The following is a 20,971-nucleotide window of genomic DNA, read 5'->3' as shown; positions in this document are numbered from 1 at the left end:
GCTGCTCAGTCGGCAACAGGCTTTTTGGCTTTCTTTCCGCCAAAAGCAGCAAAACAACAATTTTTATGCAATACCTCCAGCTGGGTAAAGCCTACTTGTGTCATCAATTCCAACTGAAAAGGCAAGGACCGGGGACTGTCTTCTTTTTCAATATAGGCGAATACTTTTCTGCGGTAGTCCAGCCCTCCGATAGACTCGAGGTAGCGACCGTACCTGTTCCACATCATTTCCTGGATCTTCGGATCGTCATGAGCCACCAAATCCGATACCCAGAAGCTACCTCCCGGGGCCAGGAGCGAGTATATTTTCCCAAATACATTTTCCCAATCGGCGGTATCGCGTAAGTGATGCAGCACCGCCGCAGCCACGATGATATCGTAGGAATTATCGGCGAGTTGTGCCTCTCGTATGTCCGCCTGGATCGTCTGTACGTTACCGGTGGTGGCCCAGCTGACCCGGTCATGGGCCCTGTCCAACATGGGTCTACTCAAGTCCAATAAGTCACAATCCATCTGGGGCAGGTATTGCAAGATTTTTAACGAAAGATTGCCCGCACCCGAGCCAATGTCCAACATGGCCCTTGCTTGGGGGTTGGATACCACCGCTGCATTGGCGATCAACTCCATCGATAAGGGAGCATCCATGGTCGCTTCCTGTCCCGATTCCAAATTAGAAAACCGCTCCACATCCCGATCAAATCGGGCTCGAATCTCTTCCGTAGTAGATTTATCTCGCATTTTAGCTCGTGCGTTTAGACAAAAACAAATTTAATTTTACGAATTTTCCCATACAATTACAAAATGGAGTAGTTTATACCCGATTTTTTCACGAAAACTAGCAAGCGGCCAGTGGCTTGCAAGGTACTTTTTCTAGTTGATCATTTGCCAAAACGGATCTACCTCCGAATTTTGCAGGTCAATTAAGTAGCCGTTTACGATCGCATACCGGTATTTTTGATCCTTGACGAGAAAAAAATTCGGGGCATTCTCCAGCGAAGGCTCCAAATTCGGGGGCGCATCTCCGCTAAAAACCAGCAGGGGTAGCTGGTGCAATTTCCCCGTATTTTCCGTCGAGGTCTTCACACCCAGATAACCGTCCCGAAGCAGGCCGATCGCTTCTTCTCTACTGAGTTCCTCCAGAGGCTTCTCTTCTTCCCAGACCTTTCCCGGAATCGCCGTCAAGCCGGTAGCGTCCAGTTCTTCGTAGCCGTGGTATATCGAGAGGTCGCCCCAATCCGAAACCGTTCCCCGGTAATACCGGCGCTCCGCGGTATAACGAGCCGCCCTACGCAGGCCAATGTCGGTGGAATAGGAATGTCCGGCAGTAGTAACGGAAACATTTCGGATGAGTAGGTCCATCAAGCGGGAGGAATTATCCGGAATATTCAGGTAGTCGTCCATGGCAAATGCATCGTACGTTCCCGTCGCAATTTCGTACAGGGCATTCAGAACAATCATGAAATTCAGCTTTCGCACGTACTGCTTTTCGGGATCGTTGGGAAAGGCTCCCGATTCGATCAGGATGGTACTCGTTCCCCATTTTTGAAAATTATCCCCAAAAGCTCTGGGCTCAAAGGTATCGTTGTATTTGCCCAGGTGATCTGGTACTTCCTCCTGCAGCACCCGACGCATGCCTGCGATCACTTTCATGGCTTTCTCCCTTCCTGGATTCACCTCCCTGGCCTCGTTATAGGCCGGTGCGAGCACCGAAATGGTCGCCGGATTGGTTGTTCCGGACACGTTGTAGTAGCTGTTTTGATCGTGTAAGTTAAAGCCAAACTCGGGTTCAAATTCATCCCGGGCCGTTTTCAAAATAATGGCCTCCGGACTACTTTGCCGGATGGCGTCCCGGTTTAGGTCTATGTGCAGGGCATTTCTTCGCTGAAATCGTTCCGCCCCATCGGGATTGACCATGGGAATGAACCGAATGCGCAATTCATTGCGGATCGCCTGCCGGATATCGGTAAAACCATCCGTTTCACTACCTTCCAAAAAATTGAACAGGTCAAACAGCGCCATGGTGGCTGTACTTTCGTCTCCGTGCATTTGCGACCAAAGCAGGACAGGCCTCGTGCCCGCTCCATAGGTTAGCGCGTGGATGGGCCTTCCCTCCACTGATTTTCCCAGGATCTGGTTTTCAAACAAGGAAGACCGCGATTCAATCAACGGCGCAATGGTTGCGTACCCAAATCGGCGCTCGGTAAGTCCGGGCTCCCGGAACTGTTCGTATGCCTCAGCCAGCCGCGAAGTCTCCAGCACTTCCGCTTTCCGGGTGCAGGACTGCATGCATAGCAAACAAGTAAGGAAAAAAAGAAGGGGAATTCGAAGGTGGTTGCGGTTGGTATCCATGGTGTATCGTGGTTTTGGTGTAAATATGGGCAAATTTAATGAAATAGTGAGGGCAGAGTTTATACGAAATCCGGCGAAAGCGTACCTTTAGGTCCTGAAAACACCGGACCTGACGATATGAAGCTCGAACTACTCCCCTTTCAACTACCACTCAAACATACCTTTACCATTGCCCATCAGAGCCGGGACATTCAGGATACCCTGATTGTCAAGCTGCTGGGACCGGATGGGCTTTATGGCCTGGGAGAATCCACCACCAACCCCTATTACGGCATAACGCTTGAAAACATGCAGGCATGCTTGACCAACGTGGCGGATGAGGTATTAGCGGGATTAGCACCCATGCATCCGGAAAAGCTATGGTCCATCACCCAACCCTATTTTAAAGACAATCCCTTTGCCCAATGTGCCTTGGATATCGCTGCCTGGGACCTGTATGCGAAAATGCAGGACAAAAAATTATACGAGCTGCTGGATTTAAACCCGGCAATCCTTCCGGTCACCAACTTCACCATTGGCATCGCCCCCATCCCCAAGATGATCGAAAAAATGAAAGAAGTGGACTGGCCGATTTACAAGATAAAATTGGGTACGGATCATGACCTGGACATCATCAAAACCCTGCGCAAACACACCGATGCGGTCTTCCGGATTGATGCCAATTGTGCCTGGACCGCTGATCAGGCCATTGCTTATTCCGGGGAACTGGCCAAACTTAATGTAGAATTCATGGAACAACCCCTGGCAAGGGAGGACGATGAAGGCATGAAAAAAGTCTTTCAATTCAGCGAACTACCAGTCATCGCCGATGAAAGTTGTATTTCGGAGCAAGACGCAGAAAGGTGCCACGACCTTTTCCATGGGATTAATGTGAAGCTCGTCAAGGCAGGGGGCCTCACCCCGGGTCTGAGAATGCTCCATCAAGCCAAGTCCCTGGGCATGAAGACCATGGTAGGCTGCATGACCGAATCTTCCGTGGGAATCGCTGCCATCGCTCACATCGCTCCCTTGCTGGACTACGTGGACATGGACGGTGCCATGCTCCTTTCCCGGGATATCGCCGAAGGCGTGAAAATAACCCCGGATAAGGTTCATTTCCCAGACCGGCCAGGAACCGGTGCGATCCTACTGTAAAGCCCGTTATCAAAATGAGTCATACTTATCCTACTTCTCAACTTGGAAGAACCATTACCTATCAGGGCAAAGACTACCTGCATTTTAGTGGTACCTCCTATTTGGGAATGGGTACCCTACCTGAGTTTAAGGAGCTTTTGATCCGGGGGATCCTTAGATATGGCCCCAATCATGGTTCCAGCCGGAATAGCAATGTGCAATTGTCCCTATATGAGGCATTTGAAGCCCAATTTGCGGCAGGCGCCGAAGCTGCTGAGGCGGTGCTCCTGAGTAGCGGATACATGGCAGGGCAACTTGCCGTTAACACGCTTAGACCACTTGCAGATCTGACCTGGACGGCTCCCGATACCCATCCTGCCATCACCTTAGAAAGTCAGCAGCCTATTGGCCTTACTCACAACCAATGGCAAGAAAAATGCATTGCCAAGTCTCAGGAACTAATGGGACAAAAAATCCTATTGCTATCCAATGCCGTAAATCCCCTTATTCCTGAGATTCATGATTTCGAATGGACCAAAAAGCTATCTCCTGCCAATAAATACTACCTGCTCATTGATGACAGCCATGCGTTTGGTCTGTTGGGGAAAGGTATTTTTGGTACCTATGCGCATTGGAAGCACCTTCCGGTCGAAGTAATGGTCTCGGGTTCGCTAGGCAAGGCACTGGCACTTCCGGCAGGCATCATCCTTGGAAACACCTCGCTGACTCGTCTGGTCCGGGAAAACCCCATTTACCGCACCTCCTCTCCTCCTGCACCGGCATTTTTAAGTGCATTTTTGGACGGGCAGGGCTATTACCTCAAGCAGCAGCTGAAGCTAAAGGATAATTTGCAGTTTATGGCATCCGCACTGGAGGGACTGGAACGGTTTAAATTTCTGCCTACCTATCCGGTTATTTCCTTTGAAAATGAGTCCTGGGTGGAGCAATTGCATCAAAAAGGGTTTATTCTATCTTCTTTTCCTTACCCGCTGCCGGATAGCCCGGCAGTAAACCGAATTGTACTGTCTGCCTGGCACGAGCGGAAAGACCTGGCGGAATTGATTCAGACGTTGAAAAGTTTTTTTGACAGCCAAAGCTGAATAAGTAGCTCCCAGCCTACTTAGCGGGATTTTTCTACCGTTTTGGTTACGCTTCCTCCATAACGGGATTGTTTTTCCAGGTGTTGGCTGGGCCTTGGGATAGCGTGAAATTCAGCCTGGTAAAAAAGTACCCCGATCTTGGATAGGCACAATACTTGTTCCTACGTCACAAAGTACAATCCTAAAAACACATAAATTAATGGTTCGATTATTCGTTTTACCCTTGACCATGTGTCTATTTTTAGTGGGCAGCCATTCCTGGGCTCAGGTCACAATAGATGTCGAGTCCGGACTGGCCTTCCCGGGATACAACGATGTACGTATTCCCAATAAAATGGGGACTTTATTTAGTTTTCAGGAAGATTTCGAAACGGAAGGACCCGTCATCCCATTAAGAATACGGTTGGGCTATCGCTTCAATGGCAAGAACCATCTGTTTGCCCTTTATGCCCCTCTTGGGATCAATTATCTTGGAAATGCCGCCACTGATATCAACTTCCAATCCAGTGTTTTTAGTAAGGGAGAGGCTTTGGATGGCTATTATCAATTCAATAGCTACAGATTGACGTACCGGCGAGACATTATTAGTTCAGGAAATTGGCTTGTTGGTGTTGGTTTTACCGCCAAAATCCGGGATGCGCGTGTCCGTCTCGCCAATGATCAGGGATTACGTGACAAAAAAGACGACCTCGGCTTTGTACCCCTATTGCATCTGTATACCTCCTATAATTTTGGGGGAGAAACGTTACTTTACTTCGAAGGAGACGGACTGGCAGGAGGCCCGGGAAGAGCATTTGACCTGTTTCTAGGGACCCGATTGCCTGTTACGGATCGTATGGACATTAAAGCCGGTTATCGTTTTCTGGAAGGAGGGGCGAATGTGGATGAAGTGTATAACTTTACGTTGGTTCAATTTGCTGTAGCTGGTATTTATATTCAACTATAGCCATGGTAAAGGCACTCACTCCACCTCTCCCGCCTGCTGGGTTTGCTTCTCATACAACTCGGCATAGGAACCTTTGGCCAGCATCAGGTCCTCATGAGTTCCGTTTTCTACCATCATTCCGTCGTTCAGCACGATGATCTGGTCGGCCAGCTTTGCAGAGGAAACCCGGTGGGAGATGATAATAGAGGTCCTGCCTTTCATTATTTTTTCAAGCGCATTCAGGATGGCATTTTCCGTTTTGGTGTCCACCGCGGACAAGCAATCATCCAGCAATAAAATTCTGGGTGACTTGGCAATGGCTCTGGCAATAGAGACCCGTTGTTTTTGCCCCCCGGAAAGGGTGATTCCTCTTTCTCCCAGCCGGGTATCAAAGCCTTTTGGAAAGTCCACGATATTCTGGTAAACATCCGCATCTTTAGCAGCCTGCTCGATCCGAATGACATCCAATTCTTTTCCGAGGCCAAAGCCTATATTGTTCGTAATGCTATCGCTAAAAAGGAAAACGTCTTGGGGAACGTATCCGATTTGTTCGCGAAGGTGGGCAATGTCGTACGCTCGGATATCGGTATCGTCAATTAAAATCCTCCCGGAGGTAGCGTCATACATGCGCATCAGCAAGTTAGCGATGGTAGACTTGCCCGATCCGGTGGTGCCTATAATCGCCAGGGACTGACCGGCAGCAATGTCAAAACTTACGTCATCTAGTGCCCGTATTCCCGAATCCGGATAGACAAAGGAAAGGTTTTCCACCTTGATGCTTCCTTCGATGTCCCGAACGATATTTTCGGTACTGAGTATGTCGTTTTTCTGGTCCAAAAATTCGTTGATCCGCGTTTGGGAAGCTGCGGCGCGCTGCACGATGCTGGTCACCCAGCCCAGGGAAGTCACCGGCCATGTGAGCATGTTGACATACAGGATAAACTCGGCAATTACGCCGTAGCCGATGGCTCCTTCGATTACCTGTATCCCTCCCACATAGACGGTGATAATGGTACTCAGACCAATCAGCGCCAAAATCAGGGGAAAAAACAGGGATTGCACGCGGGTGAGAGAAATGGATTTTTCCTTGTAGTCTTCACTGGCTTTTTTAAACTGCCGGGCACTGTCCGATTCCCTTACGAAAGATTTGATAACGCGGATACCCGAAAAAGCCTCCTGAACGAAGGTACTCAGCCCCGACATGCTCCGTTGAATTTTTTCGGAACGTTCGTTGATCATGTTGTTGACCAGGTAAATGCTGAGCGACAATACCGGCAGGGGCATCAGCGAGTACAAAGTCAGGGGTACGTTTACGGTAAACATGTACCCGATAACCATTGGAAACAAAATCAATAAATTGATCCCATACATGAGGGCCGGCCCAAGGTACATCCGGACTTTAGACACGTCTTCGGTGATTCGGGCCATGAGGTCCCCGGTGCTATTTTGCCGGAAAAAAGCCAGCGGAAGGCTTTGATAATGCCGGTATATTTCGTTTTTCAAGTCGTATTCAATAAGCCGGGACATGGCAATGATGGTTTGCCGAATCAAAAACAAAAACAAGCCCCGCAGCAAAGCCATCGCAAGAATTAGCAGCCCGAAAACAAGTATGTACTTCAAAAAAACCGACCGTGCCAGATCCCGAACCACGCTTCCTTCTTCGTACAGTTGGTAATAGGAAAAGCTTTCCACCACATAATCAATGGCAATTCGAACCAGTTGAGCCGGGATAATGACAAAGATGTTGGAAATGAATGTAAACAGTATTCCCCAAAAAAGGTACCACTTGTAGTTGTATAAGTACTTATTTAATCTCCAAAGGGCCTTCACAAAATAAAAATGAATTTAAGTGGTGTATTCTTCCATGTTATTTCAGGTATTTCATATTTGACTGTTCCAAAATTGGATTAATTTTGTCTTTCCACAAAAATGCAAACCTGCGTTCAAAGATAACATTTTCCGAACGCCAAAGTTCAATGGTCGGAGGCAAAAGAATAGAAAACGGCTTCCTTTCCGGGTTTCCCTGAAAAGCGAAATTCTGGGTCGTGATCAGGTGATTTGGTATCCGATGAATCCGCGACGCGGAAACCGTGCTGCGTCTTTATGCAAACCAACGCCTGAATAAGGTTTGGGCCTATTAAAATATACTGCCTGTTTGCCATTTGGGAATGGTGGGCGTTACGAAAAAGCTTACTTCCCGAAGCAGCACAGAATTGGGTCGTTGATTGCCTGCGCTTTCCGGCACCACTAAACTATGTACGCCCGTCCGAAAATTTATTTCCATACCGAATGAACCGATAAATTTGCCCGTTGCGGGGACATTTACTAATTTGCAGAAATTTTCATTTTAACAGGCATGCCTGCACCGGAGCATCATTTCAGGGGTCAACCCATCACGTTCTTTAATTTCGCTTAATGGTAAACAGAAGAATCCTAAGAGTCAAAGCATTTCAGACCTTGTATGCGTATCAACAGTGCAAGTACAGCAACGCAAACCTGGCTCAAGACTACATCCGGGAGGCCTTTTTGCCGGACCTCAACACAATGGAGGTTCAGGACAAGGGACAGTTAAAACGAGATGCGGAGCGGTGTGTGCAGCTTTTTTTGGCAAACCTGCAACAAGGTACCTGGCAAACGGGAGAAGAAAGCAGCGAGAAGATCAAGCACACGGCCATCAAGGCAATGGATCTTTTTCACAAGTACAACAAAAAAGACAAGGATTTTTTGAAGCAAAACATGCTTACTTCCGTGGAAAACATCCCTGGTCTGTACATATACGCCATCCATATGTTGGTTGATTTCGGCGCCCACGTTCGAAACGAGAAAGGCAAGAAAAGAAAATACGAGGCGCAGCCGCTGGTACAACCGGAGTCCGTACACAACCTTGGCGCAAACAAAGCCCTCCAAATCATCGGTGAAAACCACGGTTTTCGGCGGGAATGCAACCGGTTTCAGGTAAATGGGCAAGATCTGGAGCTCGAGATTAAGGAGTGGTTTCGGGAGTTGGTAAAGCCAAACGAGGACTACCAGCGATACATTGGTATCGAAAACCCTTCGTTTGAGGAGGACAAAGAAATTCTTCAATCTTTGTTAAAAAAGGTATTGTTCAAAAGCGAAGCGGTAATCAGTTTTTTTCAAGACAAGGACTTGAATTGGTCGGAAAATAAGTCCATTGTCAGAAGTTTGGCATCAAAAGTGATAAAAAATCTGACAGGAGACGAAGAGAATACGGACGAGATCCTACCGGAGTTGGCATTAAACTGGGAGGAGGATAAGGAATTCTTCCAAAATATATATAACTTGACCATAGCTTCCGAGGATGAATTCAGTTCCTTAATTGCCCAGAAAACCAAAAACTGGGATGTGGAAAGGATCGCATTGACGGATCGGGTAATACTGATCATGGCTTTAACGGAAATGGTTAATTTCCCCAGTATTCCGACGAAGGTTTCGATAAATGAATACATCGATATTTCCAAAACCTACAGTACGCCCAAAAGCAAGCAGTTTGTAAACGGGCTGCTCGATACCTTATCAAAAGAATTAACCGAAAAGGGAAAAATCCGTAAAAGTGGAAGAGGACTTATTGACAATAAATAACAGAGATAATGGGTAAAAAAAGTAATTCACTATTCGTTTTTGCTTTAGGGGCAGGATTGGGAGCAGTTATGGGCGTGCTTTTCGCACCTGATTCGGGCAATAATACCAGAGACAAGCTTTCCTATCGATTGGGAAAGTACCGCAACGAACTGGAGGATCTAGTTGAAGATTTGATGGAGGGGAAGAACTTGCCGGATAATTTGGCAAAGTCTGAAGGAGACAAAGTCATCACCGAGGCGAAATCCAAGGCGGAAAATCTTCTCAATGACGTCAACAAGCTAATTGACCAAATCAATAAAGAAAACAACAATAACTAAATCAGTTAATCTTATGAATTATTCTAAAACCACGGTTTGGATACTGGGCATATCGCTATTACTTACCGGAGCCTGCAGCCAGGGAGGCGGGGATAAAGACGATCGAATCAAGGCGCTGGAACAGAAAATCTCCCAATTGGAGCAGAATCAGGTAGTCACACCTGCCAATGCGCAAAACATACAAGCGTCGGACCCATCGTCCATGGGAGCGTTTGCATTTGAGGAGGAAGTATTTGATTTTGGCACCATTCAGGAGGGAGAAGTCGTAGAAAAACTCTTTACCTTTGAAAATTCGGGACAGGCACCCCTGGTGATTTCCAACATACAGGCCTCCTGTGGTTGCACCAGCCCTGAGTGGACCAAGACGCCCATTAAGCCCGGAGAAGAAGGATTTGTGAAAGTCGTCTTTAATTCTACTGGAAAGTCAGGCGTTCAAAGCCCAACCGTCACCATACAGGCCAATACCTCTCCGAACGTGACCCGTTTGCGTTTAAAAGGTAATGTCACTAGAAAAACAGCTTCTGCATCATCCGGGCCTTCTGCAGGTCCTGTTAAACGATAAAAATGTACCATTCATTATTGCTTCAAATAGACGGTGCTGCCGGTAGCGGCATCATGGGTCAGGTATTTCTATTCGGAAGTATCATTTTGATCATGTATTTCTTCATGATCCGCCCCCAACAGAAAAAACAGAAAGAAACGACCAAGTTTATCTCCGAAATTAAGAAAGGAGATCAGGTAGTTACCGTCGGCGGAATCCATGGCAAAATTTACGCTGTGGAAGGGGATCAGGTACTCGTTGAACTGGACAAGGGGATGAAACTCAAAGTAGAAAAAACCGCTCTCTCGCTCGATTATACCAAAAAATTAACCAATGCCAATTAATTATCCGTACAGTTGAGTACTCTTGGTAATTACTTTAGGAAACTTAAACCTGAAAAATCATCCAATCTGAAGGTGGTAGTCCTCTGTGTGGTTACGGCTACCACCTTTTGGCTTTTAAACGCCCTGAACAAAGACAATTACACAACCACGGTAAAGCAACCCATACAGATACGGTACGACGAAGCGGATTACATGGCTGTTGAAGAAATCCCCCAGGAAGTGGGGATTCAAATCAATGGAAACGGATGGGATCTGCTCAAACGGCACTTCAAAATCAGTGTCACGCCTCTGGAAGTCTTTGTTGAAGACCCCTTCCAAAGACCCTACCTGCTTGCATCCGAACTGGAGCAGCAGATGGACGAATACCTTGCCTCCTCCAGTCTGGTAAACATCCTTCCCGACACACTTTTCTTTAAGATCGATAAAATCGTATCAAAAAAAATCCAATTGGTTCCGGATACCACTGCCAACACCGTTGCAGAAAACCATGCCTATGCCTCACCGATCACCATTGATCCAGAAACCGTAACGGTAACCGGCCCCATTTCTATCATTGAGCAAATGGAGGGCAAATTGCCGCTTGGCTTCGGTGAAGACAAAATCCGGGAAAACTTCTCCCGGCTTTTACCAATCAACCTAAGTAGGGAGCAGCGAGAATTTCTACGGTTAGATGAAGAAACGGCTCAAGTATCTTTCGAAGTAATTGCCTTCGTAGAAAGTCAGCTAACCCTTCAAATACAGCAACGCTACTTTCCCGAAAACGTGACGATTGATGCAGCGATCACGGATATGGAAGTCCGTTTTTTGATTCAGGAGGACAAGCAAGAGATGCTAAACGAACTGGAACTAAGCGCTGTCTTGAACTACAACAACCGAAATCGGGAGGACAGCACGATCTCCGCTTCTCTAAACGAAATCCCTGACTACATCCGGGATATCACCTTCGATCCGGAAACGTTCAAGCTGATCTATGAGTAGGAAAAAAACCCTGTTGGTAGGCATAACCGGGGGCATCGGTGCCGGAAAATCCCTTATTTCCAGGATTTTTTCCCTGCTTGGGGTTCCCATTTACAATGCCGACAATCGTGCCAAATGGCTCATGGCCCATGACGCCACTTTGAAAAAACGTATCAACGCGCAGTTTGGTGAATCGGCATACACAGCCACCGGCGAACTAAACAGCAGCTACCTGGCCGAAAAAGTGTTCGCCGATCCAACCCAAACAGAAAAAGTAAACCAACTGGTTCATCCGGCAGTAGGCCAGGACTTTACCGACTGGGCAAACAGGCAAGTAGCTGACTACGTCCTGAAGGAGGCCGCCTTGTTGTTTGAAACCGGCACCTATCGGGAACTGGATGTTACCGTTCACGTGACAGCACCTCAAGAGATGCGGATCGATCGGGTTATGAAGCGAGATCGGCAGAGAAGCCGACAACAAATCCTTCAGATTATGGAAAAACAATGGGGGGACGCAAAAAAAAACAGCCTCGCAACGTACATCCTTCCCAACGACGAAAAAGAACTCGTCATCCCGAGAGTTCTGGAAATTCATGAGGAAATTAGCCGACGGGCAGCAAACTTCTCCGAATGAATCATATCTCGGTAAGGCTGATCTGATCGAGGTAAAACTTCATTCGGGAATGCCGCTGGTTTAAAAATTCAATTTTATCGATTCGGTCGTGTTTATGGTTGTAAAATACTTCCACGTATTCCCGGCCCAGCAAATATAGATTTACCTTATACGTGTAATACCGGATGGCTACCACGAATGTCCCTTCGGTGTATAATTTCTGTATCTTCTTTTGAAGGGTGAGCCTTCTAAAATCATCTTTACTCATGCTCCGTCAACGGGATTTGATTTCTTATTTGAACAGCAATACCTGCAAGGCTATTTCGGGTAATCGGCATTACTTGAAGGAATAAAAGTAACCAATTCCGTCAAAAATTACACGGAGGATCCGAAGTAATTTAGCGGGGCCTTGCATCTTACCTGAACGGAACGTTGCTAGTTCGGTTCTGTTTTTCTATCATTGAAGAAATGTTACATCCGCTATGCAAAACGGCATAAACAGAAACGTGTACCTGATTTTCGGCGTTGGATTGGCCGTGCTGCTCCTCAGCGCCTGCGGCACTACCCGGAAAATCCGGCAACAACACGTCGAAAAAGTTGTGGAAACGGCAAAAACGTTCCAGGGAACCCCGTACCGGTACGGAGGAACCACCCGGGCCGGCATGGACTGTTCCGCCCTGGTCTATCTTTCCTTCCGAAGTGTGGGCGTCAACTTGCCGCGGGTTTCCGAAGAGCAGAGTCGCGTTGGCAAGCGCGTGTCAAAGCGAAAGCTAAAAAAAGGGGATGTGGTCTTTTTTGCGACTGGGAAACGGCGAAGGAAAGTGACCCATGCCGGCATTATTACCGAAAAGCGAAGCGGTACCGTTTATTTCATTCACGCCTCCACTTCCCTGGGAGTGACCGAGGACAATATCCAATCCCGCTATTGGTCCAGGCGTTGGGTGCGGGCACGAAGGATGTTTTAGCGAGACCCAAAAATCCACGAACGCTCAAAATGAAGAAATTTTTTGTATTAAAAATCTAGTCTTATAAAAATTTGAGGCAAAGTGCATTAATTTTTAAAACATCCTTTGGTATTCAGCAATATTAACTAATTTTGCACTCGAATTAAAAAAAGTATTGTTCCTATTCATCTTATAAATCAAACAATGGCGAATACTGGTAAGATAACTCAGGTAATTGGTCCTGTAGTGGATGTTTCCTTTGAGGGAAGTAAACTGCCAAATATCCTTGACGCACTAGAAATCACAAAAGAAAACGGCCAGACTGTAATTCTAGAGGTACAACAGCACCTTGGAGAAGATCGGGTACGAACCATCGCAATGGATTCTTCGGAAGGCATGGTACGGGGAATGGAAGTTTTGGACCTGGGAGCGCCCATTTCTGTACCTACCGGTGACAGCATCAAAGGAAGGTTGTTTAACGTGGTCGGGGAAGCCATCGACGGATTGCCTCAACCCATTAACACGAACCGCTTACCCATTCACCGGTCTGCGCCCAAATTTGAAGATCTTTCGACCTCTACCGAGGTATTGTATACAGGAATTAAAGTAATTGACTTGATCGAACCCTACGCCAAAGGCGGTAAAATCGGTCTCTTCGGTGGTGCCGGTGTAGGTAAAACTGTATTGATCCAGGAACTGATCAACAACATCGCTAAAGCCTATTCCGGTCTTTCCGTATTTGCCGGTGTGGGAGAACGTACCCGGGAAGGAAATGACTTGTTGCGGGAAATGATCGAATCGGGCATCGTGACATACGGCGACGATTTTGTAACGTCACTGGAAGAAGAAGGCGGCTGGGATCTTTCCAAGGTAGACCTGGAAAAATTGCAGGAATCCAAAGCAACGTTTGTGTTCGGTCAGATGAACGAACCTCCGGGAGCCCGTGCACGTGTAGCCCTAACAGGCCTGACCCTGGCAGAATACTACCGGGATGGCGAAGGAGACGGTGCCGGTAAAGACATCCTGTTTTTTATCGATAATATTTTCCGTTTCACCCAGGCAGGATCGGAAGTGTCGGCACTTTTGGGAAGGATGCCTTCAGCTGTAGGCTACCAGCCTACCCTTGCCACCGAGATGGGGGCTATGCAAGAGCGGATTACCTCCACCAAAAATGGATCCATTACCTCCGTACAAGCCGTTTACGTACCTGCGGATGACTTGACCGATCCGGCTCCAGCCACTACCTTTGCCCACCTTGATGCAACGACCGTACTTTCCCGAAAAATTGCCGAATTAGGTATTTACCCTGCGGTGGATCCCCTGGATTCCACTTCCCGAATCCTCGAACCAGGTATCCTGGGAGACGAGCATTACGATTGTGCCACGCGGGTAAAAGAAATCCTGCAACGCTATAAGGAACTGCAGGATATTATTGCTATCCTGGGCATGGAAGAGCTTTCGGAAGAAGACAAGCTCGTCGTGCACCGCGCCAGAAGGGTACAGCGATTCCTATCGCAGCCTTTCCATGTGGCCGAACAGTTTACCGGACTGAAAGGTGTGCTGGTTGACATCAAAGACACCATCAAAGGATTCAACCGAATTATGGATGGAGAATTGGACCATTTGCCGGAAGCCGCGTTTAACCTGGTAGGGAGCATCGAAGATGCCATCGCCAAGGGAGAAAAAATGTTGGCCGAAGTCAAGTAATCTAGTTATTTCCCGAAGCAAAAATCAAATCGTTGCGTCATTTTATTCGTAGGTATGCATTTAGAAATCATCACACCCGATAAAAAAATATTTGAAGGAGAAGTTTCGGAAGCCACTTTTCCGGGAGCCGATGGTTCCTTTCAACTGTTAAAAAATCACGCGGCACTGGTTTCCGCCCTGGAAAAGGGGGCACTTTCCTACACCACTTCCGAGGGTAAAAAATCGCTGGTAGTGGACGGGGGCGTGGTGGAAGTAAGTGATAATAAAATTATCGTACTGGCCGAAAAGGTCATCGGCTGAGTACGTTTTGGGAACGAATAAAAAAAGGGAGGCAATCGTTATTGTCTCCCTTTTTTTTATTTACCAAGCGCATCCAATGCTTTCTTGACCGATCCGTTTTTGGTCAGAATCGCTTTTGCTTTGTCGTAATCCGTAAGGCCAGCCCGCTCCATCAACATCTTTACCGCCCGATCAATGATCTTGTCATTGATAAGCTGCACGTTGACCATTTTGTTGTCCTCTACCCGTCCCATCCGAATCATGCACGTGGTGGATATCATATCAAAAACCATTTTCTGGGCAGTTCCACATTTCATACGGGTACTTCCGGAAACGAATTCGGGGCCGGTGATAATTTCTACCGGAAAATCCGCCGCCTCGGCGATAGGGGATTCCGGATTGCTTACGATGCAACCGGTGCGAATCCCGTTTTCCCGGCAAGCCTGCAAAGCTGCCAATACAAATGGGGTGGTTCCGCTGGCAGAAATACCCAATACAAAATCCGCTGCGGAAACATGCTGATCCTGTAGGGCCTTCCAGCCTGCCTCCCTGTCGTCTTCCTCCTCTTCGCGCGCTTCGATCAGGTGCTGTACACCACCGGCCAAAATCACGTTTACCAAGCCCTTGGGTATGCCGTAGGTGGTCGGTAATTCGATGGCATCCAATACGGATAACCTGCCGCCGCTTCCGGCTCCAAGGTAAAACAGCCTGCCGCCTTGCTCAAGCTTGGATAGAATTCCCTCTATCAAGCGATTGATCAGAGGGAGCGCTGCTTCGATAGCGAGGGCGACTTTCTTATCCTCCTTATTGATGTTTGCCGTAAGTTCCGCAACGGACATCTTCTCCAGATGCCGGTAAAGGGAAGGTTGTTCGGTAATCTTTGTCATGATGCTGAAGTTACACAAATCGTATAAAATAATTGTTGCATGGCCACTTGGTTTCACTGCCTGTTTTACCAGCAAGGCGGCCCCTCGGCAACCCGGCCCGGCAGTATGCGGAGTGGCAGAAATCGATGTTTACCGAATTACCTGCAAATAACGGCCCATCCAATACGGCAGCAACCATATATCCCCGGCACTGCTTTCCTGGTTTCCGTCCCGCCCACCATCCAGGTCAAAGCGGTTGGCATTGTGCCGGCGTATGGGCAATTCGTCGGGCGGCAACACCTCCGCAGTGGACTGGCGGCGAAAATTCTCCTCCAGCAGGACGATATCCTTTCGGTGACTGTTCTTCATGGTCCAATGAATCAGATCCAGCGGGTATTCCTGTAAATACCAGATTGCCTCCTCCAAATCAAAGTTGTCCGGTGAGACCATGGCCGTGAAGATGTTCCAAAGGCCGTCTTTTTCGGGTCGCTCGGCTTCCCAATGATCTACGATAGCGAGCTTGTACTTGTCTCTCAATTCATCGGTAAACGCGTAACGGTATAGCCCCCAGTAACCCAGAAAATACATTTCGTCGTCGGAGTGGTTCCAGGATTCGGAAAGCATGGCAGCCCACTCATCGCTACCTTCCTCGGCTCTGCCAATTTCTTCCATGGGGCGCATGAGGTTTTCTAGATACCCGTGGTTTTCCATGAGGTAATTTGCCTTTTCCTTGTAGATCTCCTTTCCGGTAAAATAATAGGCCGTTTGCAACATGGCCACAATGTTGGAAGAATTTAATTTCCTGTCCCCAACCATCGTAGCAAAACCATTCACGTACTCCGGATTCCACCGGCCCCAGGTGGTGGGCTCACCGTCGTAATCAATCAGGTACCAGTCGTTGTCTACAATGTGTTGCATCAATTCATCCAGCAAACGAATCGCTTTGCCGCGAATTGCTTCGTCCGGTATCAATTCGGCAATGACGCCAAAAACAAATACGTGACCGATGGCCTCATCGCTACTCGTGGTGGCCTTCCAATCCCATTCCGGATCCGAGGCATGCTGCCATCGCTCCGGGTCGGACAATACGTCAATGTACCCGCTTCGTTCGAACGAACGCGACGGAAAACCTGGTACCGGATTAATGGTGTACAAACGCTCCATGGCATCCAGAGATTCCCTCACATGCTGAAGGGCCTCGTCGGAACCCGTTACGGAATACCGAAATACTTCTCCGGCCAGGTACATAGAGGTCCATAACCCATCATTATCCGAATCGGCGAGATAGCCTGTCGACAGGTTGCCATCGCTCATGCCACTAAGTGTAGCATTGAAGCCATTTCTTAGGTGACGGAGGCGGACCTGCTTCTCGAAATAGTCCGCTTTCTCTGCCAGCGTCATCTCCGTAAAAACAATTTGCCCTAACCCCTTTTCTGTCAATACCAGCACGGAACCCTCCGGTCCCGCGGCTATATCCACCACCCGGTTGTCCGGAAGCCAACGTTTACCGTAATAGTAATGGTATCCCCCGTCACGACGAAGGGAAAATGCCCCTTCGGGCGTTCCAAACCAAATCTGTCCATTTACCTCCGCAACCGTTCGAATCTCCGTGACGGGTAGTTTTCTATGAATCTCACCCCCTGCTTTGTTGCTAAGATTGTTGAACTCAATGTATCCATTGGAGGTGCCAATGATGGTCCTGGTGCCGGAGGCCACCACATCAAAAGCCGTGAAATCCGCCCCTTCAAAAACGAGCTTCAACTCCTCCGTTTCGGGGGAAAAGGTATGGAGCGAAACCGGGGTGAGTATCCAAAAGCGGTTGGTACCCGGTGCATACTTCAAATCCAATACCGGTCCGGAAATTTTGCTCCGCCAAAGCCTATTGGAATCCTTTAGGTAACTTAATTCTCCCTCACCCGCCAGGAGAAAGTCGAAATCTTCCCCTCCGGCAAACATCCGGGCGCCAGACATTTGGTGCCTGGAAAACAATTCGCCAGCCCAGGCATTGCTAAGTACCGCTTCGTCGTCCAGGTACACCAACTGCTCCCGGTATACCTGAAGGTCCACAATCGCCTTTTCCGCAAGGAATCGATAGGTACCATCAACGGCCAAGTCCCCGGGATACAGGAAGGCACCGGCGTGGGGATGCAGCAAGCCTGCCGAGGACAGTACCTGTATTTTCCCATTTCGGTCGGTTACTACCTTTTTCAACGGTCTTTGTACATCTTCGTAGCTGTACTTGATACTAAAATCCTGAATAAAGTGGTCGTCCTTCCAATGGCTTTCTCCCTGCCGGGCGGATGCGGTAGAAAAGGAGACCTGCCCGGCTAAAGTCACCAGCAAAGCCAATCCGTAAAATCGCACTATTCTTTTCATAATCAAGATTAAATTATTCGTCTTTTTCGTTTTTTGTTCCAGTAGTTTGCGGCGCCAGAAATCCGCACCTTAATGCAACGGCGCGATCCTGCTCATTCGATATAGGAGCAGCTACCCATCGGCTGCGCTTTGTCCGGATGTACCGTTTTGTCAGGTCTCGTCCAGGATACAAAAGTTTTCATTCGTTCGACGGGCGGCAAAACCGTTTCGGTCCTTTGAGCTCTTGGATTCTCTTCGAGACACCGGCCCTTTTTCCGGTGATTAGTCGCTACATGCTACCGGATAAAATCCAAGGGATGCTGTGTCAGTACTCAACCTGCCTCCCATGTATCGGTTTGCTTGCCGGGCTCCCACCAACCAAGCCAATATCCCTACCCACACCCGTCTCGTGTACAGTTGTTCATGGGTGTCAGAGGTTCTTTTTTGTGCGTATCACCCAGATCCGAGCAGTAAAAGAAAGAACCGTGTCGGAATGGGAATACTATCTACAGAGAATATCTGGCCATATTACCAGTTTGTAAACGCTGAGTTGCTTAAAAACCGGCACCTGTAAAATAAATTTGTCCGCCCTGCCCAGCGGACAGGAACGGACAAAACTTACCTAACCTAACTACTAAAGTCAAATCAATTCTACCAGTAACGGTTACCGATTTGCTCAATGGTAATACAGCAGACCGGTAAAATAGGGCTACCTTTACTAGAATTTATTTGGATCGATTTTTAAATATTTTATGGATTTCCCTCCTTCCTGCAGGTGATAAGAATACGTGACATGGATTTGACCTTCGGTATCCTGGATCAGGGCAGGATAGGAAAATCCCCCAAATCCCTTTTTCTCGTCTTCCAGGTACATTTTACTTCGCCAGGTCCGGCCCTCATCGTCGGAAAAATACATGGCTAATTGATACCTGCCATCATCTACGTCGTTTCCCAAAAAAATCCAGCGTCCATCGTCCAGTACCAGCAATTCTACGCTGGCGGTATTGGGGATCGTCGACTTTTCACTGGCAGTCCAGGTCATCCCTTCATCGGAAGAGTAACTCCGCTGTAGGCGGTTCGGCGCGTCACCACTGTCCCGCATAAAGGCCACAATTTCGCCATCCTTCCGTTGCGCGAGGGCAGGCTGTATGGGACCCCTCCCGACGATGGGCTTACTTTCCGTCCAGGTTTCCCCGTCATCGTCCGAAATAGCCAATATGGAAAAATTAAATCCATCGGAATAAAGTGGCAACAACAATCGCCCCGAGGGTAAGGTCAGGGGCTTGATGCGAGTCATCCAACCAATACTGGTCTTTTTAGCATCCGTACTTGCCTCAATGATCATCTCGTCATACAGGGGCGCATATTCTGACCAACCGGCCCCGGTCGCTGGCAGTTCCTTAAATTTCTTAACTACTTCCTGGTGGAAGGAATCCCCCGGTTTCAACAAGATATTGTCCTGCCAGTCCCACATGGGCGCACCGGCATTATCGTAAGCGGTACTGGTTCGCAACCGGAGTATGGACTGCTCCCAGCGGTTTGCCTGCACGGCGATCCAGACCAGAAACAGCTTTCCTTCTTGATTTAAGAATAGTACCGGATTGCAATCCGGAAGACCGGGCGTATCTGCCATTAGAAATGGTGCGCCCCACTGGGTATCGCGTTTCCTCAGCCGGGCACCCATGATGCGGACATCATCCGCGGTTCGCTCCCCGGACCCTTCAAACCAGGCTGCTAGCATATCTCCATTTGGTAAGGCGACGATACTGCTTCCGTGCACGTGCTTTTCCTGAAGGGGAAAAATCAACTGCTCTTGCACCACCACCTTTTCTTTTGGAATGTATTGTGCTTGCAGGGAAAACCCCGCCAACATCAACCAAAGCACTATCCACCGCGTCTTTTTCATCGGGCCTTTTTCCTTCTATCCATGACTTCTTGCCAGGTAGTCAAAATAATTCCTTCTGCTTCAATGTACCGCTGCAGTTCCGGGTCGGTCATCGCAAGCATGTCTGCATACCGCGACCCTCCCGAGGAACTGATCCGATCAAAGACCTTTCGGTCACCGTTGCTGTGAACGATGATCATGGCCAACCCGGGGTCCATTTGAGACAGCACCTCTTTGAATTGCGCAACCTTGTACTTGCCCCATTCGGTATCTTCCACCGCTCCGTCTGGCTTCCAGTTACCACTTACCGTATGCAAATCGTCCAAAACCGGCAGGCCAGCCGACCAAATTTGGGCCCCCACTTCCGGGGCCTGTTCCAACAGTGGGTTTCCCGGGAGTTCCATTCCCTCCCGGTAGCTTCCTTCCTTTTTTAGTTGCTTGACGAGGTTGTCGTTCATGGAAAGCCTGAGCAGTTTGTTATTGCCCCCGGGAAACATCACCGGAATGCCGTAATCCACCCCTACCTTTATGTACCGCTCCAAAAACGGCGGATGGTAAAAGAGTGTGCCCATGTGGCTGTCCATATGCGTGGGACGGAGTCCCATCTCTAGAGCCCGATCTACCTGAGCCCGTAGCTCTCGTTCCACCTCATCCGCACTTGCATTCCGCACCACTTCCGCTACAGACGGCCAAAAGGCCCCTTCCTGATCTACCAGACCCGGCACTGCATCTTTTCCCGAAAGTGGATGCCAGCGGTAATCTTTCCACTCGGATGTAAGCGTCAGGTGAATACCCGCATCCATGGATTCCTGTAGCGCTACCTTTACAAAACTCGCTGCCCAAGGACAAGGCATCATGATACTGCACGAAGTAGCCACTCCGGATTGAATGGATTGAATGGTTCCTTCATTGGACTCGTAAGACATGCCCGCATCGTCCACATGAAAAATCACTACTTTTGCACCCGATGGATATCCCAGTTTCTCGGCATACGTCGTTTCTTGTTGTCCTAGTACCAGCTGGCCGGCCAGTAGCATCAGGCAGCCGGAAATCACATACTTTTTCATCATTCGTTTA

General features: G+C 48.4%; 20 protein-coding genes. 12 read left to right on the top strand and 8 right to left on the bottom strand.

What is annotated here, in order from left to right; translation table 11 throughout:
* Positions 1 to 5: 5 nt before the first annotated feature.
* The gene (locus BMW71_RS10100) at positions 6 to 737 is read right to left on the bottom strand and encodes a class I SAM-dependent methyltransferase (protein ID WP_092173162.1); all 732 of its coding nucleotides are present in this window, start codon (positions 735 to 737) and stop codon (positions 6 to 8) included.
* A 132-nt stretch (positions 738 to 869) separates the two neighbouring features.
* On the bottom strand, positions 870 to 2,348 hold the full coding sequence (locus tag BMW71_RS10095) for a M14 family metallopeptidase (protein ID WP_092173159.1): 1,479 nt from the start codon (positions 2,346 to 2,348) through the stop codon (positions 870 to 872).
* A gap of 117 nt (positions 2,349 to 2,465) precedes the next feature.
* Between BMW71_RS10095 and BMW71_RS10090 the strand changes: the two genes are divergently transcribed.
* The 3 genes from BMW71_RS10090 (at position 2,466) to BMW71_RS10080 (ending at position 5,507) form a co-directional block, all read left to right on the top strand.
* On the top strand, positions 2,466 to 3,482 hold the full coding sequence (locus BMW71_RS10090; protein ID WP_092173156.1) for a dipeptide epimerase: 1,017 nt from the start codon (positions 2,466 to 2,468) through the stop codon (positions 3,480 to 3,482).
* 14 nt (positions 3,483 to 3,496) lie between these two features.
* A complete protein-coding gene (locus BMW71_RS10085; RefSeq protein ID WP_092173154.1) occupies positions 3,497 to 4,561 on the top strand; it encodes an aminotransferase class I/II-fold pyridoxal phosphate-dependent enzyme in 1,065 nt (354 codons plus the stop codon).
* A gap of 199 nt (positions 4,562 to 4,760) precedes the next feature.
* Positions 4,761 to 5,507, top strand: coding sequence for a hypothetical protein (locus BMW71_RS10080; protein WP_244891145.1), 747 nt, complete (start codon positions 4,761 to 4,763; stop codon positions 5,505 to 5,507).
* A 15-nt stretch (positions 5,508 to 5,522) separates the two neighbouring features.
* Here the strand turns inward: BMW71_RS10080 and BMW71_RS10075 are convergent, their stop codons facing one another.
* Positions 5,523 to 7,316 carry an ABC transporter ATP-binding protein gene (locus BMW71_RS10075; RefSeq protein ID WP_092173148.1) on the bottom strand — a complete coding sequence of 598 codons (1,794 nt, stop codon included), beginning with the start codon at positions 7,314 to 7,316 and terminating at the stop codon, positions 5,523 to 5,525.
* A 585-nt stretch (positions 7,317 to 7,901) separates the two neighbouring features.
* On the opposite strand from BMW71_RS10075, the gene nusB reads away from it, so the two are divergent.
* From nusB to coaE, 6 genes are read left to right on the top strand one after another with little or no spacing between them, the layout of a single operon-like run.
* The gene (nusB, locus tag BMW71_RS10070) at positions 7,902 to 9,086 is read left to right on the top strand and encodes a transcription antitermination factor NusB (RefSeq protein WP_092173145.1); all 1,185 of its coding nucleotides are present in this window, start codon (positions 7,902 to 7,904) and stop codon (positions 9,084 to 9,086) included.
* Positions 9,087 to 9,094: 8 nt separating this feature from the next.
* Positions 9,095 to 9,403 carry a YtxH domain-containing protein gene (locus tag BMW71_RS10065; protein ID WP_092173142.1) on the top strand — a complete coding sequence of 103 codons (309 nt, stop codon included), beginning with the start codon at positions 9,095 to 9,097 and terminating at the stop codon, positions 9,401 to 9,403.
* Between the two features lie 13 nt (positions 9,404 to 9,416).
* The gene (locus BMW71_RS10060) at positions 9,417 to 9,965 is read left to right on the top strand and encodes a DUF1573 domain-containing protein (protein ID WP_092173139.1); all 549 of its coding nucleotides are present in this window, start codon (positions 9,417 to 9,419) and stop codon (positions 9,963 to 9,965) included.
* A gap of 2 nt (positions 9,966 to 9,967) precedes the next feature.
* Positions 9,968 to 10,288 (top strand): preprotein translocase subunit YajC, encoded by a 321-nt coding sequence (yajC, locus tag BMW71_RS10055; protein WP_092173136.1) that lies wholly within the window; start codon positions 9,968 to 9,970, stop codon positions 10,286 to 10,288.
* Positions 10,289 to 10,300: 12 nt separating this feature from the next.
* Complete coding sequence (locus BMW71_RS10050; RefSeq protein WP_092173133.1) at positions 10,301 to 11,266, top strand: YbbR-like domain-containing protein; 966 nt, start codon at positions 10,301 to 10,303, stop codon at positions 11,264 to 11,266.
* Positions 11,259 to 11,879, top strand: coding sequence for a dephospho-CoA kinase (gene coaE, locus BMW71_RS10045; RefSeq protein ID WP_092173130.1), 621 nt, complete (start codon positions 11,259 to 11,261; stop codon positions 11,877 to 11,879). Before BMW71_RS10050 ends, coaE begins: the two co-directional genes overlap by 8 nt.
* 1 nt (position 11,880) lies before the next feature.
* Here coaE and BMW71_RS10040 read toward each other — a convergent pair whose 3' ends face one another.
* On the bottom strand, positions 11,881 to 12,126 hold the full coding sequence (locus tag BMW71_RS10040) for a hypothetical protein (RefSeq protein WP_092173127.1): 246 nt from the start codon (positions 12,124 to 12,126) through the stop codon (positions 11,881 to 11,883).
* Positions 12,127 to 12,340: 214 nt separating this feature from the next.
* Here BMW71_RS10040 and BMW71_RS10035 point away from each other — a divergent pair, with 214 nt between their 5' ends.
* The 3 genes from BMW71_RS10035 (at position 12,341) to atpC (ending at position 14,809) form a co-directional block, all read left to right on the top strand.
* Positions 12,341 to 12,823: a C40 family peptidase gene (locus BMW71_RS10035; protein WP_092173124.1), complete on the top strand. Its 483-nt coding sequence runs from the start codon at positions 12,341 to 12,343 to the stop codon at positions 12,821 to 12,823.
* 183 nt (positions 12,824 to 13,006) lie between these two features.
* Complete coding sequence (atpD, locus tag BMW71_RS10030) at positions 13,007 to 14,509, top strand: F0F1 ATP synthase subunit beta (protein WP_092173121.1); 1,503 nt, start codon at positions 13,007 to 13,009, stop codon at positions 14,507 to 14,509.
* Positions 14,510 to 14,563: 54 nt separating this feature from the next.
* Entirely contained in the window at positions 14,564 to 14,809 is a 246-nt protein-coding gene (atpC, locus tag BMW71_RS10025; RefSeq protein WP_092173118.1) for an ATP synthase F1 subunit epsilon, read from the top strand.
* 56 nt (positions 14,810 to 14,865) lie between these two features.
* On the opposite strand, the gene BMW71_RS10020 is transcribed toward atpC, so the two are convergent.
* The 4 genes from BMW71_RS10020 to BMW71_RS10005 all read right to left on the bottom strand — a co-directional run bounded on the left by BMW71_RS10020 (position 14,866) and on the right by BMW71_RS10005 (position 20,964).
* Positions 14,866 to 15,675: an N-acetylmuramic acid 6-phosphate etherase gene (locus BMW71_RS10020; RefSeq protein ID WP_092173116.1), complete on the bottom strand. Its 810-nt coding sequence runs from the start codon at positions 15,673 to 15,675 to the stop codon at positions 14,866 to 14,868.
* A 129-nt stretch (positions 15,676 to 15,804) separates the two neighbouring features.
* The gene (locus BMW71_RS10015) at positions 15,805 to 18,030 is read right to left on the bottom strand and encodes a hypothetical protein (protein WP_244891144.1); all 2,226 of its coding nucleotides are present in this window, start codon (positions 18,028 to 18,030) and stop codon (positions 15,805 to 15,807) included.
* A gap of 697 nt (positions 18,031 to 18,727) precedes the next feature.
* Positions 18,728 to 19,915 carry a sialidase family protein gene (locus BMW71_RS10010; RefSeq protein ID WP_092173113.1) on the bottom strand — a complete coding sequence of 396 codons (1,188 nt, stop codon included), beginning with the start codon at positions 19,913 to 19,915 and terminating at the stop codon, positions 18,728 to 18,730.
* Positions 19,912 to 20,964 (bottom strand): polysaccharide deacetylase family protein, encoded by a 1,053-nt coding sequence (locus BMW71_RS10005; protein WP_394333682.1) that lies wholly within the window; start codon positions 20,962 to 20,964, stop codon positions 19,912 to 19,914. Before BMW71_RS10005 ends, BMW71_RS10010 begins: the two co-directional genes overlap by 4 nt.
* Positions 20,965 to 20,971: the final 7 nt, after the last annotated feature.

The organism is Cyclobacterium xiamenense, assembly GCF_900109255.1.
Lineage (GTDB): Bacteria > Bacteroidota > Bacteroidia > Cytophagales > Cyclobacteriaceae > Cyclobacterium > Cyclobacterium xiamenense.
The sequence above is the reverse complement of the archived record's forward strand: the minus strand, read 5'-3'. Positions and strand labels throughout refer to the sequence as shown.

Bases quoted from the DNA above. Each gene is read 5' to 3' on its own strand.
- BMW71_RS10100 (WP_092173162.1), bottom strand. From the start codon at position 737: ATGCGAGATAAATCTACTACGGAAGAGATTCGAGCCCGATTTGATCGG.
- BMW71_RS10095 (WP_092173159.1), bottom strand. From the start codon at position 2,348: ATGGATACCAACCGCAACCACCTTCGAATTCCCCTTCTTTTTTTCCTT.
- BMW71_RS10090 (WP_092173156.1), top strand. From the start codon at position 2,466: ATGAAGCTCGAACTACTCCCCTTTCAACTACCACTCAAACATACCTTT.
- BMW71_RS10085 (WP_092173154.1), top strand. From the start codon at position 3,497: ATGAGTCATACTTATCCTACTTCTCAACTTGGAAGAACCATTACCTAT.
- BMW71_RS10080 (WP_244891145.1), top strand. From the start codon at position 4,761: ATGGTTCGATTATTCGTTTTACCCTTGACCATGTGTCTATTTTTAGTG.
- nusB (WP_092173145.1), top strand. From the start codon at position 7,902: ATGGTAAACAGAAGAATCCTAAGAGTCAAAGCATTTCAGACCTTGTAT.
- BMW71_RS10065 (WP_092173142.1), top strand. From the start codon at position 9,095: ATGGGTAAAAAAAGTAATTCACTATTCGTTTTTGCTTTAGGGGCAGGA.
- BMW71_RS10060 (WP_092173139.1), top strand. From the start codon at position 9,417: ATGAATTATTCTAAAACCACGGTTTGGATACTGGGCATATCGCTATTA.
- yajC (WP_092173136.1), top strand. From the start codon at position 9,968: ATGTACCATTCATTATTGCTTCAAATAGACGGTGCTGCCGGTAGCGGC.
- coaE (WP_092173130.1), top strand. From the start codon at position 11,259: ATGAGTAGGAAAAAAACCCTGTTGGTAGGCATAACCGGGGGCATCGGT.
- BMW71_RS10040 (WP_092173127.1), bottom strand. From the start codon at position 12,126: ATGAGTAAAGATGATTTTAGAAGGCTCACCCTTCAAAAGAAGATACAG.
- BMW71_RS10035 (WP_092173124.1), top strand. From the start codon at position 12,341: ATGCAAAACGGCATAAACAGAAACGTGTACCTGATTTTCGGCGTTGGA.
- atpD (WP_092173121.1), top strand. From the start codon at position 13,007: ATGGCGAATACTGGTAAGATAACTCAGGTAATTGGTCCTGTAGTGGAT.
- atpC (WP_092173118.1), top strand. From the start codon at position 14,564: ATGCATTTAGAAATCATCACACCCGATAAAAAAATATTTGAAGGAGAA.
- BMW71_RS10020 (WP_092173116.1), bottom strand. From the start codon at position 15,675: ATGACAAAGATTACCGAACAACCTTCCCTTTACCGGCATCTGGAGAAG.
- BMW71_RS10015 (WP_244891144.1), bottom strand. From the start codon at position 18,030: ATGAAAAGAATAGTGCGATTTTACGGATTGGCTTTGCTGGTGACTTTA.
- BMW71_RS10010 (WP_092173113.1), bottom strand. From the start codon at position 19,915: ATGAAAAAGACGCGGTGGATAGTGCTTTGGTTGATGTTGGCGGGGTTT.
- BMW71_RS10005 (WP_394333682.1), bottom strand. From the start codon at position 20,964: ATGATGAAAAAGTATGTGATTTCCGGCTGCCTGATGCTACTGGCCGGC.